This window comes from Streptomyces sp. NPDC049813 (assembly GCF_044465085.1).
In the GTDB taxonomy this organism is placed as follows: Bacteria; Actinomycetota; Actinomycetes; order Streptomycetales; family Streptomycetaceae; genus Streptomyces.
The window spans coordinates 162,304-177,655 of the sequence record NZ_JBITLI010000004.1 but is presented as its reverse complement, the minus strand read 5'-3'; the positions used below and the strand labels follow the sequence as shown (position 1 = coordinate 177,655).

Annotated in this window: 15 protein-coding genes and 1 pseudogene; 9 read left to right on the top strand and 7 right to left on the bottom strand. The window is 72.0% G+C overall.

Translation table 11 applies throughout. The features are described 5' to 3' along the window. The first annotated feature begins 297 nt into the window (after positions 1-297). The 3 genes from ACIBW6_RS11205 to ACIBW6_RS11195 all read left to right on the top strand — a co-directional run bounded on the left by ACIBW6_RS11205 (position 298) and on the right by ACIBW6_RS11195 (position 3,467). A complete protein-coding gene (locus ACIBW6_RS11205; protein WP_399059279.1) occupies positions 298-2,031 on the top strand; it encodes a trypsin-like peptidase domain-containing protein in 1,734 nt (577 codons plus the stop codon). 165 nt (positions 2,032-2,196) lie between these two features. Continuing rightward, complete coding sequence (locus ACIBW6_RS11200) at positions 2,197-2,676, top strand: sec-independent translocase (RefSeq protein WP_399058977.1); 480 nt, start codon at positions 2,197-2,199, stop codon at positions 2,674-2,676. A gap of 134 nt (positions 2,677-2,810) precedes the next feature. Continuing rightward, entirely contained in the window at positions 2,811-3,467 is a 657-nt protein-coding gene (locus tag ACIBW6_RS11195; protein ID WP_399058976.1) for a hypothetical protein, read from the top strand. A gap of 67 nt (positions 3,468-3,534) precedes the next feature. Here ACIBW6_RS11195 and ACIBW6_RS11190 read toward each other — a convergent pair whose 3' ends face one another. From ACIBW6_RS11190 to ACIBW6_RS11180, 3 genes are read right to left on the bottom strand one after another with little or no spacing between them, the layout of a single operon-like run. Then, the gene (locus ACIBW6_RS11190; RefSeq protein WP_399058975.1) at positions 3,535-4,668 is read right to left on the bottom strand and encodes an Mrp/NBP35 family ATP-binding protein; all 1,134 of its coding nucleotides are present in this window, start codon (positions 4,666-4,668) and stop codon (positions 3,535-3,537) included. Positions 4,669-4,712: 44 nt separating this feature from the next. Beyond that, a complete protein-coding gene (locus ACIBW6_RS11185; RefSeq protein WP_399058974.1) occupies positions 4,713-5,282 on the bottom strand; it encodes a DUF1003 domain-containing protein in 570 nt (189 codons plus the stop codon). Beyond that, positions 5,272-6,585, bottom strand: coding sequence for a magnesium transporter MgtE N-terminal domain-containing protein (locus tag ACIBW6_RS11180; RefSeq protein ID WP_399058973.1), 1,314 nt, complete (start codon positions 6,583-6,585; stop codon positions 5,272-5,274). The genes ACIBW6_RS11185 and ACIBW6_RS11180 overlap by 11 nt, the downstream gene beginning before the upstream one ends. Positions 6,586-6,772: 187 nt before the next feature. Here ACIBW6_RS11180 and ACIBW6_RS11175 point away from each other — a divergent pair, with 187 nt between their 5' ends. Both ACIBW6_RS11175 and ACIBW6_RS11170 read left to right on the top strand, forming a co-directional pair. Beyond that, positions 6,773-7,525 (top strand): hypothetical protein, encoded by a 753-nt coding sequence (locus ACIBW6_RS11175; protein WP_399058972.1) that lies wholly within the window; start codon positions 6,773-6,775, stop codon positions 7,523-7,525. Positions 7,526-7,553: 28 nt separating this feature from the next. Further along, a pseudogene (locus tag ACIBW6_RS11170) lies at positions 7,554-7,820 on the top strand (hypothetical protein); the annotation flags it as partial. On the opposite strand, the gene ACIBW6_RS11165 reads toward ACIBW6_RS11170, so the two are convergent. Together ACIBW6_RS11165 and ACIBW6_RS11160 are read right to left on the bottom strand one after the other, a co-directional pair. After that, complete coding sequence (locus tag ACIBW6_RS11165) at positions 7,759-8,274, bottom strand: hypothetical protein (protein WP_399058971.1); 516 nt, start codon at positions 8,272-8,274, stop codon at positions 7,759-7,761. The pseudogene ACIBW6_RS11170 and the gene ACIBW6_RS11165 overlap by 62 nt on opposite strands. A 48-nt stretch (positions 8,275-8,322) precedes the next feature. Next, positions 8,323-9,453: a magnesium and cobalt transport protein CorA gene (locus tag ACIBW6_RS11160; RefSeq protein WP_399058970.1), complete on the bottom strand. Its 1,131-nt coding sequence runs from the start codon at positions 9,451-9,453 to the stop codon at positions 8,323-8,325. 480 nt (positions 9,454-9,933) lie between these two features. On the opposite strand from ACIBW6_RS11160, the gene ACIBW6_RS11155 reads away from it, so the two are divergent. Then, the gene (locus ACIBW6_RS11155; protein ID WP_399058969.1) at positions 9,934-10,536 is read left to right on the top strand and encodes a suppressor of fused domain protein; all 603 of its coding nucleotides are present in this window, start codon (positions 9,934-9,936) and stop codon (positions 10,534-10,536) included. Between the two features lie 94 nt (positions 10,537-10,630). On the opposite strand, the gene ACIBW6_RS11150 is transcribed toward ACIBW6_RS11155, so the two are convergent. Then, a complete protein-coding gene (locus tag ACIBW6_RS11150) occupies positions 10,631-11,887 on the bottom strand; it encodes an MFS transporter (RefSeq protein ID WP_399058968.1) in 1,257 nt (418 codons plus the stop codon). Positions 11,888-12,062: 175 nt separating this feature from the next. Here ACIBW6_RS11150 and ACIBW6_RS11145 point away from each other — a divergent pair, with 175 nt between their 5' ends. From ACIBW6_RS11145 to ACIBW6_RS11135, 3 genes are all read left to right on the top strand, one after another. Then, a complete protein-coding gene (locus ACIBW6_RS11145) occupies positions 12,063-12,713 on the top strand; it encodes a DUF6758 family protein (protein WP_399058967.1) in 651 nt (216 codons plus the stop codon). Positions 12,714-13,082: 369 nt separating this feature from the next. Further along, a complete protein-coding gene (locus ACIBW6_RS11140) occupies positions 13,083-13,955 on the top strand; it encodes a PHP domain-containing protein (RefSeq protein ID WP_399058966.1) in 873 nt (290 codons plus the stop codon). 374 nt (positions 13,956-14,329) lie between these two features. Next, positions 14,330-14,935: a MarC family protein gene (locus tag ACIBW6_RS11135; protein ID WP_399058965.1), complete on the top strand. Its 606-nt coding sequence runs from the start codon at positions 14,330-14,332 to the stop codon at positions 14,933-14,935. Between the two features lie 107 nt (positions 14,936-15,042). On the opposite strand, the gene ACIBW6_RS11130 is transcribed toward ACIBW6_RS11135, so the two are convergent. After that, positions 15,043-15,195 (bottom strand): hypothetical protein, encoded by a 153-nt coding sequence (locus ACIBW6_RS11130; RefSeq protein ID WP_181512666.1) that lies wholly within the window; start codon positions 15,193-15,195, stop codon positions 15,043-15,045. Positions 15,196-15,352: the final 157 nt, after the last annotated feature.

Genomic DNA, 15,352 nt, shown 5'->3' with positions numbered 1-15,352 from the left:
GGTGTGGACGAGGCAGGCCCCGAGCGGCCTGCGGCGGACGCTGGGAACCTCGCGCAGGGCCCCGGAGACCCTGCCGCCCCCGCCGCCCCGTTGAGTGCCGGTGTGGACGGGAATCCCGCACACCTCAAGGACCCCGCGCACCCTGCTGACCCCGCGCGCCCCGCGGATGTGGCCGACGCCGTGCCGGACGCGCACAAAGCGACCTCCGTGGAGGGCGCTCCCCGGCCGCTGCACGACCCGGATCCGTACAGCACGCCGCCGTACGGCGAGCCGGGGCCGTGGGCGCTCGCGCCGCCCGTGCAGCACCCGGCGGCGACCCCGGCCCACGGCACGCCGACGGCACCGGCCGACCCCGGCCCGGCCCCGCAACAGGCCTACCCGACGGACCCTGGCCCGGTCCCGCAGCCGTCTTACCCGACGGACCCTGGCCCGGTCCCGCAGCCGTCTTACCCGACGGACCCTGGCCCGGTCCCGCAGCAGGCTTACCCGACGGGCCCCGGCCCGGTCCCGCAGCCGTCTTACCCGACAGGCCCCGGCCCGGCCCCGCAGCAGGCCTATCCGACGGACCCCGGTCCGGTCCCGCAGCAGGCCTACCCGGCCGACCCCGGCCAGGCTCAGCCTCAGCCGTACCCGGGCGGCGACCTCGCCCCGGCATCTCGGCCCGCTGCCCCGATCGCTCAGCCCCAGCCCTACCCGGGCGGCGACCCCGGCCAGGTCCCACCCCAGCCCTACCCCGGCGGCGCCCCCGGCTCCGCCCAGCCGGGCCCTTACCCGGCCGCCGCTCCGCACCCCCCGTCGCCCTACCCCGCCGCCCCCGGCACCGCTCACCTTCCCGAGACCGGGCACGCTGTCCCGTTCGGGGGCGGGTCCTGGCAGCGGTACGACCCCTGGGCGGCGCCCCAAGTGCGGGAAGAGGCCCGTACGGGCAGGTCGAAGCGGGTGGTGGTGGTCGGTGCCGTGCTGCTCGCGCTCGTGGCCGGGGTCGTGGGCGGCGCCATCGGGTCCTACCTGGAACGCAACGGCGGGACGGACGTCGAACTCCCGCAGGCCGGCGCCGAGTCCGCCCACCGCGCCCCCGACAGCGTCGCCGGCATCGCCGCCCGCGCGCTGCCCGGCGTCGTCACCATCCACACCAAGGGCTCCTCGGAGCAGGGCACCGGCACCGGCTTCGTCCTCGACGACCGCGGCCACATCCTCACCAACAACCACGTGGTGGAGCCGGCCGGCTCGGGCGGCCGGATATCGGTCACCTTCGCGGGCGGCGAGAGCGCCGACGCCGACGTGGTGGGCCACGACAGCGGCTACGACCTGGCCGTGATCAAGGTCTCCGGCGTCCGCGGGCTCAAGCCGCTGGCACTGGGCAACTCGCAGAACGTACAGGTCGGCGACCCGGTCGTGGCCATCGGCGCCCCCTTCGACCTCGCCAACACCGTCACCTCGGGGATCATCAGCGCCAAGGACCGCCCGATCACGGCGGGCGGTGAGAAGGGCGACGGCACCGACGTCAGCTACGTCGACGCCCTCCAGACGGACGCCCCGATAAACCCGGGCAACTCCGGCGGCCCGCTCGTCGACTCCCGGGCCCGGGTCATCGGCATCAACAGCGCCATCCGCTCCGCCGACAGCGGTTCGGAGCTGGAGGGCGGCCAGTCGGGCTCGATCGGCCTCGGCTTCGCCATCCCGATCAACCAGGCGAAGCGCGTCGCGGAGGAGCTGATCAACACCGGCAGGGCCACCCACCCGGTGATCGGCGTCACTCTCGACATGGACTACGCGGGCGACGGCGCCCGCGTCGGCGTGAAGGGCAACGACGGCGGCTCGGCCGTCAGCCCGGGCGGCCCCGGCGCCCGGGCGGGCATCGAGCCCGGCGACGTGATCACCGAGGTGGACGGCGTCCGCGTGCACTCGGGCGAGGAGCTGATCGTCAAGATCCGCGCCCACCGCCCCAAGGACAAGCTGGACGTCACGCTGGAAAGGGGCGGAAGGGAACGAGAGGTGACACTCGTCCTCGGCTCGGCGCCCAGTGACTGACCGGCCGTGGCGCACGGTGACGGCTCCGGTGATCCCTGGACGTGGCCCAGTGGCTACCGGACGGACAGCATCGCCGGGTACCGTGGACACCGGTCCGACGCCGGGCCCTGCCGAAGACCTGCCAGTGAAGACCGCCGCGGGCCGAGGACACGCTAGGAGCGCAAGGTGTTCAACGACATTGGCCCACTGGAGGTCGTCACCCTCGTCGTGCTGGCCGTGCTCGTCTTCGGCCCCGACAAGCTGCCGAAGCTCATCCAGGACGTCTCGCGCACGATACGTAAGATCCGGGAGTTCTCGGACAGCGCGAAGGAAGACATCCGCAGCGAACTGGGCCCGGAGTTCAAGGACTTCGAGTTCGAGGACCTGAACCCCAAGACGTTCATCCGCAAGCAGCTGGACAGCGACGAGCTGGGGCTCAAGGAGATCCGCAACGGCTTCGACCTGAAGAAGGAGATGGCCGAGGTCACCGAAGCGGTGCACACCGTCGGTGAGCTGGAGGACTCCGGCTCCGCCTCCTCGTCCGCGAGCGGCTCCGCCGCCGGTTCCGGCGGCTCGGTGAACATGCGCAAGGGCCCCGACATGGAGAAGCGTCCCGAGAAGCCGGCGGCCGACGACCGCCCGCCGTTCGACGCCGACGCGACCTGAACCACACCGGCCGGAACCGGGCCCGCCGGACCCGGTGTGGCATTCTGCCTTGTTGTTGCGCGGACTGGACGTGAGAACGCCCGAGGGGGGCGGGCCGCTCCGGTCCGTACGAGAGCGAGGAGGCGGCCGGGTACATGGAGACGACGAGTCGGGTGGGCGCGAAGGCGCCGGACCCCGAGGGGGCCGAGGCGGACCCCGCGGCCCGGCGCACGGTCGACGGCTACCTGCTGGCGCCCTTCCCGTGGTACGGCCTCGACGAGGCCTTCACGGGACCGCGCTGGCTGATGCAGGTCGGCAGCACGGCGGACGGGTCCGTCGAGCACGGTTCGATCGGGCACGGTGAGGAGCCCTCCGTGCGCAGCGAGAACACGCAGGACACGGAGCGGTTCGCCGTCGTGGTGACCGTCGCCGCCAACCCGGTACGGCGCAGCGCCGACGGCACCGGCGTCCTGGACGCCACGTCGGTCTCGTCCGCGGCCTGGCTGGCCGGGGTCGGACTGCTCTCGTACACGTGGCCGGGCCAGATGGACCACTCGCTGCGCGACGACTGGCTCGACCAGCAGACCGAGACGGCCTGGGTGCTCGCCGACGACCTCGGCTCCGCGGACTGGGCGACGCTTTCGCTGCCGGTGGACGGCGTGCCGACGCCGTTCCACTACCGCGAGTCCGAGTACGGCTGGGTGCTGGCCGGCTCCACGCAGGCCGGCGTCCACCTGGGCGCGTACGGCCGGGGCATGAGCGCGTACGGGCTCGCCTTCTCCGTGGTCAAGGACATCGCCGAGCTGACCTGAGCCGCCCGGCCCGCCCACGCGGAGCGGGCCGCACCGAAGCCGGTGCGGCCCGCCGTCCGGTGACCGCTCAGAACTTGTTGCGCGGGGTCAGCCCCAGGGACATGCCCGACAGGCCGCGCTGGCGGCCGCCCAGCTTGCCCGCGATGGCGCGCAGGGCCGAACCGGCGGGCGAGTCGGGGTCGCTGAGCACCACCGGCTTGCCGTTGTCGCCGCCCTCGCGCAGGCGGACGTCGATCGGGATGGAGCCGAGGACCGGCACGGTCGCGCCCGTCGTCCTCGTCAGGCCGTCGGCGACCGTCTGTCCGCCGCCCGTGCCGAAGACGTCGACCATCTCGCCGCAGTGCGGGCAGGGCAGCCCCGACATGTTCTCGACGACGCCGACGATCTTCTGGTGCGTCTGCACGGCGATGGAGCCGGCCCGCTCGGCGACCTCGGCGGCGGCCTGCTGCGGCGTCGTCACGACGAGGATCTCCGCGTTCGGCACGAGCTGGGCGACCGAGATCGCGATGTCGCCGGTGCCCGGGGGCAGGTCGAGCAGGAGCACGTCCAGGTCGCCCCAGAAGACATCGGCGAGGAACTGCTGGAGGGCGCGGTGGAGCATCGGGCCGCGCCAGACCACCGGGGCGTTGCCCGGCGTGAACATGCCGATGGAGATGACCTTCACGCCGTTCGCCGACGGCGGCATGATCATGTTCTCGACCTGGGTGGGCTTGCCGTCGGCGCCGAGCATGCGCGGGACGCTGTGGCCGTAGATGTCGGCGTCGACGACGCCGACCTTCAGGCCGTCGGCGGCGAGCGCCGCCGCCAGGTTCACCGTCACCGAGGACTTGCCGACGCCGCCCTTGCCGGAGGCGACCGCGTAGACACGGGTCAGGGAACCCGGCTTGGCGAACGGCACCTCACGCTCGGCGGTGCCCCCGCGCAGCGCGGCGGCCAGCTCCTTGCGCTGCTCGTCGCTCATCACGTCGAGCGTCACGTCGACGCGCGTGACGCCGTCGACGCGGCCGACCGCCTCCTTCACGTTCGTCTCGATCGTGGAGCGCATCGGGCAGCCGGAGACGGTCAGGTACACGGTGACCGCGACGGCTCCGTCCGCACCGATGTCCACCGATTTGACCATCCCCAGTTCGGTGATGGGTCGCTGGATCTCGGGGTCGTTCACTGTCGCGAGTGCTTCGCGCACCGCGTCTTCCGTAGCCATGCACCCGATAGTACGGCGCGGTAACCGGGGCATGGAAAGGCGTGTCAGCGGTCGTCTACATCACGTCCCCGCTCGTTCTCCGGCGGGAATACGGCGGTTCGCTGCTGCTCCTCCAGCTCCTTGAGGAGGTCCTGCAGTTCGGAGCGGATCCAGTCGCGGGTGGCGACCTCGCCCAGGCCGATGCGGAGCGCCGCCACCTCCCGGCTCAGATACTCGGTGTCGGCGATCGACCGCTCGTTCTGCTTGCGGTCCTGCTCCAGGTTGACGCGGTCGCGGTCGTCCTGCCGGTTCTGCGCGAGCAGGATCAGCGGGGCGGCGTAGGAGGCCTGGAGGGAGAGCATCAGGGTCAGGAAGATGAACGGGTAGGTGTCGAACCGCAGGTGGTCGGGGGCCGCCACGTTCCACGCGACCCACGCGATGATCAGCACCGTCATCCAGACGATGAACCGGCCCGTGCCGAGGAACCGCGCGATGCGCTCGGACAGCCGTCCGAAGGCCTCGGGGTCGTAGTCCGGCAGGATCTTGCGCCGGGGCGGCCGCGGCTGGTCGAGCCGGGTGCGGGGGCGGCGCTGGGTCTCCGCCACGGCCCGCGGGTCGCGTTCGTCAGTCGCCATGGGTCACGTCTTCCGGCACCGGGGTTCCCCCGGCGCGGGCGAAGCCGAGGGAGTGGGGGAGGAACTCCTGCTCGCGCCAGTCGTCGGGCAGCATGTGGTCGAGGACGTCGTCCACGGTCACCGCGCCGAGCAGCGAGCCGCCCTCGTCGACGACGGGCGCCGCCACCATGTCGTACGTCGCGAAGAACCCGGCGATCTCCGGGAGCTGCGCGGACGGGGAGAGGGCTTGCAGGTCCTCGTCGAGGATCGAGCTGACCATCGTGAACGGGGGGTCGCGCAGCAGCCGCTGGAAGTGGATGGTGCCGAGGTACTTGCCGGTCGGCGTCTCGTCCGGCGGCCGGCACACGTAGACCTGGGCGGCGAGCGCGGGCGACAGGTCGGGGTTGCGGACGCGGGCGAGGGCGTCGGCGACGGTCGAGTCCGGGCGCAGCACGATCGGCTCGGTGGTCATCAGGCCGCCCGCGGTCTTGTCCTCGTACGCCATCAGGCGCCGCACGTCGGCCGCGTCGCCGGGCCGCATCAGGGTGAGCAGCCGCTCCTTGTCGGCCTCGGGCAGCTCGCCGAGGAGGTCGGCGGCGTCGTCCGGGTCCATCTCCTCCAGCACGTCGGCGGCGCGCTCCTCCTTCAGCTTGCCGAGGATCTCGATCTGGTCGTCCTCGGGCAGCTCTTCGAGGACGTCGGCGAGCCGCTCGTTCGTCAGGGCGGCGGCGACCTCGGCGCGGCGCTTGGGGGAGAGGTGGTGCAGCACATTGGCCAGGTCGGCGGGGCGCAGCTGCTCGAAGGTGGCGAGGAGGTTCTCGGCGCCCTGCCCGTGCTCCTCGACCGAGAAGCCGTCGACGGCCGACCAGTCGACGGTCAGCGCCTCGCCCTTGCGCCGGAAGGTGCCGCCCTTGCCCTTGCGGACGAAGACCCGGTCGATCTCCCAGTCCCGCCGGGCGGGCAGCTGCTGGACGGAGACGTCGAGGACGGTGACCTCCTCACCGGTCTCCACGAGCCGCACGCGCCGGTCGAGCATCTCGCCGAGGACGAGGTGCTCGGTGGGGCGCTGTTCGAAACGCCGGACGTTGAGCACGCCCGTCGTGATGACCTGGCCCGACTCGATGCCGGTGACCCGGGTCATGGGCAGGAAGATGCGGCGGCGGGTGGAGAGCTCGACGACGAGCCCGAGCAGCCGCGGCGGCCGGCGGCCCACCCGGACCATGGTGACGAGATCCCGCACCCGCCCGACCTGGTCGCCGTTCGGATCGAAGACGGCGATACCGGCGAGGTGGGAGACGAAGATCCGCGGGGCTCCTGCTGCCATGCCTTCCCTTACCACCTTTCGTGCCGTTCCATCCCCGTTTGCGGTCAGTCCGTGGTCAGGCTATCCGGTGCCCGTCGAACACGCCTCGTGCCTCTCGTCCCCCGGACCCGTACGAGTAACCGCAGATGACACAGGTACGCTGCCGTACTGCCGCCGAGCCCGATGCCGTACGAGAGGTAGCCCGCCCGTGACCGCACTTTCCCTGCCCCGCCGTGTCCGCAGGGCGCTCCTGGTCGGCGCGGTGTGCACGGGAGCCGCGGCCGGGCTCGCGGGCTGCGGCGGGGACGATCCGGACGCTGGCACCAACGGGGTCGGCAAGCTGGAACCGACCGCGATCCAGAGCCGCACCGTCAAGGCGGCGCAGGGCGCGCAGACCGTGCACCTGGCCGGCACGGTGGTCAGCGGCGGCCGGACCTACAAGCTCGACATGCGGCTGAAGGGCGACGGCGGCTCCGGCTCGGTCACCAGCAACGGCAGTACGTTCCGGCTGCTGCGGGTCGGCGAGCACCTGTACCTAAAGGCGGACGCCGACTTCTGGACGCACTCCGACGACGCGGGCGGCGGGGCCGGGGACGGCGCGGCCGCGGAGAAGCTCGACGGCAAGTACGTGAAGGTGCCGACCGGCGATCCGGCGTACAAGCGGCTCAGCACGTTCACGGACAAGGACGTGCTGCTCGACGGTCTGCTCACGCTGCACGGCGCCCTGGAGAAGGGCGAGCACGGCACCTCCGGCGGTACCCGTACGATCCAGCTCACCGGCGACCAGGGCGCGGGCGGCACGCTCGACGTCTCCCTGGAGGGCACGGCGTACCCCGTGCGCCTGGAGCGGGCCGGCGGCGCGGGCACCCTGCAACTGACGGACTGGGGCCACGACTTCACCCTGACGGAACCGGAGTCGACGGACACGGTGGACTACGGCCGAGCCCTCCCGGCCTCCTAGCGCAACCAAGCCGGTTCAAGCCCGCTCCGGCACAAATCAAGCCCGCTCCGGCACAAACCAAGCCCGCTCCGGCACAAACCAAGCCCGCTCCGGCACAAATCAGGCCCGCTCCGGCACAAATCAAGCCCGCTCCGGCACAAATCAAGCCCGTCCGGCGATTGAGGACCGGGGGTCCGGGGGCAGAGCCCCCAGGGCTCAGCGCCGACCCGGGGCACTCCGCGAGGAACCAGCCCCTACCCGCGTCGGCGCCGCCCGAGCAGCCGAGGCAACCCGGAGGGCACCGCGTCCCGCGTGATCGCCCCCGTAGGCAACGGCGGCGCGGCAAGATCCCCGTCCGAGGCGGCCAGCACCCCCGCCCCCACCAAGGGCTCCAGCCGAACCACCCGGCACTCCCGAGCCCACCGCGCAGGCATGCCCTCACCATCGACCGCGTTCAACCGCTTCCCCTTGAGCTCCGCGACAGCGCCCTCCCACGCCTCCGTCCCGGCCCCGAGCTCCACGACCTTCGCCCGCCAGCCGACGAGCCGCCCGCCCTTGTCCTTGCTGCGCACGGTGACCGTGGCCGTACCGCCGTCGGCGAGGCCGGGCAGCGGCTGCTCGCCGGGCCCGTCGCCGACCAGCAGCGCCGCGCCCTCGTGCCACACGTGCCACAGCGCGCGCTCGGGGCCCGCGGTGCCCTGGACCCAGATGAGCCCGGACTTCTTCGTGGCCTCCTCGACGAGGGCGGCATCGAGCAGTTCAGTCGTCATGCGGGCAAGCGTAACGAGGCCGGAGCGGCGAGGGGCCGCCCCGGCCGCTCACAGCCAGCCGTTGCGCTTCAGGGTCCGGTGGATGGTGAAACAGGCGGCGACGGTGACGCTGAGGACGAGCGGGTAGCCGAACCGCCAGTGCAGCTCGGGCATGTGCTCGAAGTTCATGCCGTACACCCCGCAGACCATGGTCGGCACGGCGACGATCGCGGCCCACGAGGTGATCTTGCGCATGTCCTCGTTCTGCGCGACGGAGGCCTGCGCCAGATTGGCCTGGAGGATGGAGTTCAGCAGTTCGTCGAAGCCGACGACCTGCTCCTGCACCCGCTCCAGGTGGTCGGCGACGTCCCGGAAGTACTTCTGGATGTCCGGGTCGATCAGCCGCATCGGCCGCTCGCTCAGCAGGGCGAGGGGGCGGCGCAGCGGGGCGACGGCACGCTTGAACTCCAATACCTCGCGCTTGAGTTGGTAGATGCTGCCCGCGTCGGAGCCGCGCGGGGCGCCCTTGCCGGTCTGCGAGAAGACGTCGGTCTCGACCTCGTCGATGTCGTCCTGCATCGCGTCGGCGACCGCTAGGTAGCCGTCGACGACGTGGTCGGCGATGGCGTGCAGCACGGCGCTCGGCCCCTTGGCGAGCAGCTCCGGGTCGTCCTGGAGCCGGTGGCGCAGCGCCCGCAGCGAGCCCTGGCCGCCGTGGCGCACGGTGATGAAGAAGTCCCGGCCGGTGAAGCACATGACCTCGCCGCTCTCCACGACCTCGCTGGTCGCGGTGAGTTCGGCGTGCTCGACGTAGTGGATGGTCTTGAAGACGGTGAAGAGCGTGTCGTCGTACCGCTCCAGCTTGGGCCGCTGGTGCGCGTGGACCGCGTCCTCGACGGCGAGCGGGTGCAGCCCGAACTCGGCGGCGATCCCGGCGAACTCGGCCTCGGTCGGCTCGTGCAGCCCGATCCAGGCGAAGCCCCCGTCCCGGCGCACCTGGAGGCGGGCCTCGCGGGGCGTGAGGCAGGCGGGGGACTCGACGCGCGCCCCGTCGCGGTAGACCGCGCAGTCGACGACCGCGGAGACGGCCGAGGGGTCGCGGGTGGAGTCGTAGGAGCTGCGGGCCTCATTGCCGTACGGGGCCACGCTCTTGCGCAGCGAGGGACGGACGGCGGCACGCAGGTCGCGCATCATCGACATGGGCAGGCTCCTTCGCGGGCGGGAGCCGCGCCGTGACGGGTGGAACTACCCGGAATGAGGACGTCCGTGCCGATCGGACATGCTGCACGTCCACAAAGCGGGGAGCACCGACCGACGCTGGGCGGCTTCGCTTACTGATTCAGATCAGGAAGATCGGAATGATCAGGCGGTGTTGAAGCGCTCTTCCGGCGTAAGCGGGCAGCCCGGGAAGCAGGAGAGATCTGCTGACTGTGAAGGGGCGTGCGGGCCTAGAGGCCGGAAGAACGGGTGATACTGCACGGTCGACTTCGATCCATGACAGCCCCACCTCCTCCGGCCGGTCCCCCGTGGGGGACATGTGTGGTTCGGTTCTTCGCGGGCTCCGAGAGCTCGCGGCGGGTGCGCACTGCGCACCATCCCGACCAGCGGCCAAGACTATCAGCCGACTGACAGGAGCGAGCCCCTTCTTTACCCATTGCATGCGAGTTCTATGCTCGCGGGATGGCAGAAGTTCTGGCGTTGGTGGAGGCCCGGCTGATCACGGCCCTGGGCGAGCCGGACGCGCGCGCGGCGGTCACGTTCCTCGGCACCGACCGGATCGAGGTGCTCCGCTTCACCGGCGGCGGCAGCGGCGATGACGGGGGCCTGGTCCGGTACGCGAGCCTCGGCATGTCGTCGTCCCCCATGTCCGACCCCACCGCGGCCCTCGCCGACCCCGTGAAGGGCCCGCGCGCCGAGCTGGTCCTGACGGTCCGCGCGGGGCTCGCCGACACGGACAAGGTGCTGCGCCCGCTGGCCGTCCTGGCCGCGTCGCCGCAGGTCGAGGGCGTGGTCGTGGCGCCGGGCGCGTCGCTCGACGTGGGGGAGCCGCTGTGGCCGGGCGCTCCGTTCACCTCGGTCCTGGTGGCGGAGCCGGGCGGCCTGGTCGAGGACCTGGAGCTGGATCACCCGCTCGATCCCGTACGGTTCCTGCCGCTGCTGCCGATGACGCAGAACGAGGCGGCGTGGAAGCGGGTGCACGGCGCGGCGGCGCTCCAGGAGAAGTGGCTGAACAGCGGGACGGACCTGCGCGATCCGCTGCGCAGGCCCGTCGCTCTCGACTGACGCTTCTCACTGTGCGAAGACGCGCGCGCCGGTCTCACCGGGTGAGGACGCGCGCGCCGGTCTCACTGGGCGAAGACGCGCATGTCGGCCGGGCTCACTGGGCGAAGACGCTCACGCTGTCCTCGGCGGCGTGGTGCGGTTCCAGCTCCTCGGCCTCGTGCGTGAGCGCGTTGCGGCGCACCCAGACGACGACCGCGCCCAGCACCGCCGTGATCGCGGCGACCACGAACGGGATGTGGATGTTGCTCCACTCCTCGATCTTCGGCGCGAAGAACGGGGCGGCGGCCGCGGCGAACCAGCGCACGAAGTTGTAGCCGGCGCTGGCCACCGGGCGCGGCGCGTCGGAGACGCCGAGCGCGAGTTCGGTGTAGACGGTGTTGTTCACGCCGATGAAGGCGCCGGACAGGATCGTGCAGACGACCGCCGCGGTGTGGTTGCCGTACCCGAGGACGAGGACATCCACGGCGAGCAGCACCAGGGAGCCGCCGAGCACCTTCAGCGAACCGAACCTGGCCTGCATGCGCGGCGCGACGATCACCGAGAACAGCGCGAGCAGGACGCCCCAGGCGAAGAAGACGCCGCCGGACTTGTAGGGGGTCATGTTCAGCACGAAGGGTGTGAAGGCCAGCACCGTGAAGAACGTGTAGTTGTAGAAGAACGCGGAGACCGCCGCCGACGCGAGGCCGCCGTGGCCGAGCGCCTTGATCGGGTCCAGGATCGAGGTCTTCGTGGCGGGCTTGGGCTGCTCCTTCAGGAACACCGTGATGCAGACGAAGCCGATGGCCATGAGCGCGGCCGTGCCGAAGAACGGGTAGCGCCAGCTCGCGTTGCCGAGCAGGGCGCCGACGAGCGGCCCGCACGCCATGCCGAGGCCGAGCGCGGACTCGTAGAGCAGGATCGCCGCGGCGCTGCCGCCGGCCGCCGCGCCGACGATGACGGCGAGGGCGGTCGAGACGAAGAGCGCGTTGCCGAGGCCCCAGCCGGCCCGGAAGCCGACGAGTTCGCCGACCGAGCCGGAGGTGCCGGCCAGCGCGGCGAAGACCACGACGAGCGCGAGCCCGACGAGCAGGGTCTTCTTGCCGCCGATGCAGCTGGAGACGAACCCGGTCACCAGCATCGCGACGGCGGTGATGAGGAAGTAGGAGGTGAACAGGAGGGAGACCTGGCTGGGCGTCGCCTGGAGCCCCTTGGCGATCGAGGGCAGGATCGGGTCGACGAGCCCGATGCCCATGAAGGCGACGACGGATGCCCCGGCGGTCGCCCAGACCGCCTTCGGCTGACGCAGGATGCTGGTCGCTCCCGCGTCGAGCGTGTCCCCTTCGGCGGTCCCTCCTGTACTGCTGTGGCTCATGCCGGCTCCTTGTCGCGTGGGTCGTTGGCCTATACACATATTAAGTTAGCCGGGCTAATTAATGCAAGCTACACCTAGATTGTTCCGGGGGCCCTGCCGAGGCCCCGGACGCGGCCGCCTCCGGACGGGTGATCGTCCTTGACGCGGCGCGGGACGGGGAGGACCGTGGGGCTTTATGAGGGGCGAACCCAGTTGCCCGAAGTGTGGTGGCCGGGTCAGGGCTCCCGGCCTCTTCGCCGACTCCTGGCAGTGCGACGCACACGGGCCGGTGCACCCGCTGCAGCCCGTGATCCCGCCCAGCGTCGAGGCCCTCGGCGTCGTGGTGCGCCGCGCCCAGGTGCCCGTGTGGATGCCGTGGCCGCTCCCGGTCGGCTGGCTGTTCACCGGCGTGGCGAACGCGGGGGACGACCGTACCGGCGGCCGCGCCACCGCCGTGGCCTGCTCGGGCCCCGGCCCCCTCGGCGGCATCGGTGAGCTGGTGCTCGTCGCCGAGGAGCTCGGTGTCGGACTCGGCGCGCGGTACGCGGGCATCGACGGCCCCGACCCGGGCCCGTCCATGGACGTGTCGGGGCCGCCCCAGGTCAAGCTGCTCGCGGCCGGCCGGCCGACGCCGATGTGGCACGTCTCGGGCACGCCCGCCGACCGCGCAGTCTTCGCGGGCGAGGCGCGCGGCCTGTGGCTGTGGGGCATCGTCTGGCCCGAGCAGTCCGGACTGCTGATGTACGACGAACTGGTCCTCACGGACCTGCGGGACGCGGGCGCGGAGGTGGACCTGCTGCCGTGCGGGGCGCTGTCGCCGCGGATCCTCCAGGGCGGGGAGGGGTAAGGGCGGGGCCTTGGGCGGGCGTGATGCGGCCGGGGTCGGGGGCCTACCTCTGCGGGCGGGGTGTGGACGGGGTCGGGTGGTGAGCCGCACTCCGCCGAGTCGGGACCGCTGCGGGCGGGGGGTGCGCCCGGGTCGAGTGGTGAGCCGCACTCCGCTGAGTCGGGACCGCTGCGGGCGGGGTGCGCCCGGGTCGGGTGGTGAGCCGCACTCGGCCGGGTCGGGCGGCGTAGGGGTCCGCGGCCGGGCCGGGCCGGGACGGGGGTGTCCCGAAATCCCGTTACCCTTGAGCGTTCCCTCCTGTATCCGGACACGCGCCGGGCGGGAGAGACCCGCCCTGTCCGTCCGAGTCCGAGCCTGGAGTACGCAGCCGTGCGCATCGACCTGCACACCCACTCCACCGCTTCCGACGGCACGGACACCCCGGCCGAGCTGGTGCGCAACGCGGCGGCGGCCGGACTGGACGTCGTGGCGCTCACCGACCACGACTCCACCCGCGGCCACGCCGAGGCGATCGCGGCGCTGCGTGCGCTGCCCGCCGGACCGACCCTGGTCACCGGCGCCGAACTCTCGTGCCGGCTCGACGGCGTGGGCCTGCACATGCTGGCCTACCTGTTCGACCCCGAGGAGCCCGCGCTGCTCGCCGAGCGCGAGCTGGTCCGCGACGACCGGGTCCCGCGCGCCAAGGCCATGATCGCCAGGCTGAACGAGCTCGGCGTCCCCGTCACCTGGGAGCAGGTCGCCCGGATCGCCGGGGACGGCTCGGTCGGCCGCCCGCACATCGCCTCCGCGCTCGTCGAGCTCGGTGTCGTGCCCACGGTCTCCGACGCGTTCACCCCCGAGTGGCTGGCCGACGGCGCCCGCGCCTACGTCGCCAAGCACGAGACGGACCCCTTCGAGGCGATCCGTCTCGTGAAGGCCGCGGGCGGGGTCACCGTCTTCGCGCACCCGGGCGCCGCCAAGCGCGGCAGGACCGTTCCCGAGGCGGCGATCGCGGAGCTCGCCGCGGCCGGCCTCGACGGCATCGAGGTCGACCACATGGACCACGACCCGGCGACCCGGGACCGGCTGCGCGGCCTGGCCGCCGACGTCGGCCTGCTCACCACCGGCTCCTCGGACTACCACGGCAGCCGCAAGACGTGTGTGCTCGGCGAGTACACGACGGACCCCGAGATCTACGGGGAGATCACGCGGCGTGCCACCGGGGCCTTCCCGGTCCCGGGCGCCGGCGGAACCCACGCCTGACCTCGCGTCCGGCCCGCGGGACTCCGCGTCCGCGGCCCGCGGAACTCCGCGCCTGGCGCGCAGGACTCCGCGTCCGGCCCGCCGGGCGCCGCGGGACTTCGCGCCCGCCCTGCGTCTGACTCGCCGGGCGCGTAGGGACCTCAGGTCTGACCTCTGCTCTGACCTCTGACCCGCCGGACGTCGGTGACCCGCCGGACGCCGGCCGATCCCGATCCCCCCGTCTGGTCCGATCCATCGCCCGCCCCCAGGCCTGCTCCGGCTCGCCGCCTGCCCGTTCTGCCCGTTCTGCCCGTTCCCGCCCTTGTCCCGACCGTCCGCCCGGCTCGCGCCCCCCGTCGCGCTCCGGCTCCACACCCGCAAGGCAAGCCCACATCGTGTTCGACGTCGCTGTTTTCGGATCCCTCTTCCTTACCCTTTTCGTGATCATGGATCCGCCCGGAATCACCCCGATCTTCCTCGCCCTCACCGCGGGCCGCCCCGCCAAGGTCCAGAAGCGCATGGCCTTCCAGGCGGTGTGCGTCGCCTTCGGTGTCATCGCCGTCTTCGGTGTCCTGGGCCACCAGATCCTCGACTACCTGCACGTCTCGGTCCCGGCCCTGATGATCGCGGGCGGCCTGCTGCTCCTGCTGATCGCCCTCGACCTGCTCACCGGCAAGACCGACGAGCCGCAGCAGACGAAGGACGTGAACGTCGCCCTCGTCCCGCTCGGCATGCCGCTGCTCGCCGGCCCCGGTGCGATCGTCTCCGTCATCCTGGCCGTCCAGAAGGCGCACACGGTCGCCACGCAGCTCTCCGTCTGGACGGCGATCCTCGCCATCCACGTGGTCCTGTGGCTCGTGATGCGCTACTCGCTCGTGATCATCCGCGTCATCAAGGACGGTGGCGTCGTCCTGGTGACCCGGCTCGCCGGCATGATGCTCTCGGCGATCGCCGTGCAGCAGATCATCAACGGCGTGACCCAGGTGATCCAGAACGCCTGAGCATCAGTGCCGCCGGCCGGTCCGGGGGCCGATCCGGGGAGGCGGACATGCGAAGCCCCCGTACGCGGCGTGCGTACGGGGGCTTCGAAGAGTGTGTCGCGACGCCGTTACGAGGCGGACGACTCGGCCGGGCGGATGTAGAGGCGCTGCCCTATGGCGGCCGCCTGCTGAACGATCCGGTTGACGGAGGCGGCGTCCACGACGGTGGTGTCCACGGCGGTACCGTCGACGTCGTCAAGACGCATGATTTCGAAGCGCAAGGGCTTCTCCCTTCGTCTGGTGATCCTCCTGAAGGAGAACTACGGTGCAGGTCACCATCGTGAACCTGCCGTACGGCCAGGCGGTTGCCTGACCGTTAAGAGTGGATTGCGGGGCCAGAGTGCCCCACGTTCTATGGGTGACAACGAGTTGCCCCCA

Coding starts and splice junctions, on each gene's coding strand:
- ACIBW6_RS11185 (WP_399058974.1), bottom strand. CDS start 5,282: ATGGCGACTGACGAACGCGACCCGCGGGCCGTGGCGGAGACCCAGCGC.
- ACIBW6_RS11165 (WP_399058971.1), bottom strand. CDS start 8,274: ATGACGACTGAACTGCTCGATGCCGCCCTCGTCGAGGAGGCCACGAAG.
- ACIBW6_RS11150 (WP_399058968.1), bottom strand. CDS start 11,887: ATGAGCCACAGCAGTACAGGAGGGACCGCCGAAGGGGACACGCTCGAC.
- ACIBW6_RS11145 (WP_399058967.1), top strand. CDS start 12,063: ATGAGGGGCGAACCCAGTTGCCCGAAGTGTGGTGGCCGGGTCAGGGCT.
- ACIBW6_RS11190 (WP_399058975.1), bottom strand. CDS start 4,668: ATGGCTACGGAAGACGCGGTGCGCGAAGCACTCGCGACAGTGAACGAC.
- ACIBW6_RS11180 (WP_399058973.1), bottom strand. CDS start 6,585: ATGGCAGCAGGAGCCCCGCGGATCTTCGTCTCCCACCTCGCCGGTATC.
- ACIBW6_RS11195 (WP_399058976.1), top strand. CDS start 2,811: ATGGAGACGACGAGTCGGGTGGGCGCGAAGGCGCCGGACCCCGAGGGG.
- ACIBW6_RS11160 (WP_399058970.1), bottom strand. CDS start 9,453: ATGTCGATGATGCGCGACCTGCGTGCCGCCGTCCGTCCCTCGCTGCGC.
- ACIBW6_RS11155 (WP_399058969.1), top strand. CDS start 9,934: ATGGCAGAAGTTCTGGCGTTGGTGGAGGCCCGGCTGATCACGGCCCTG.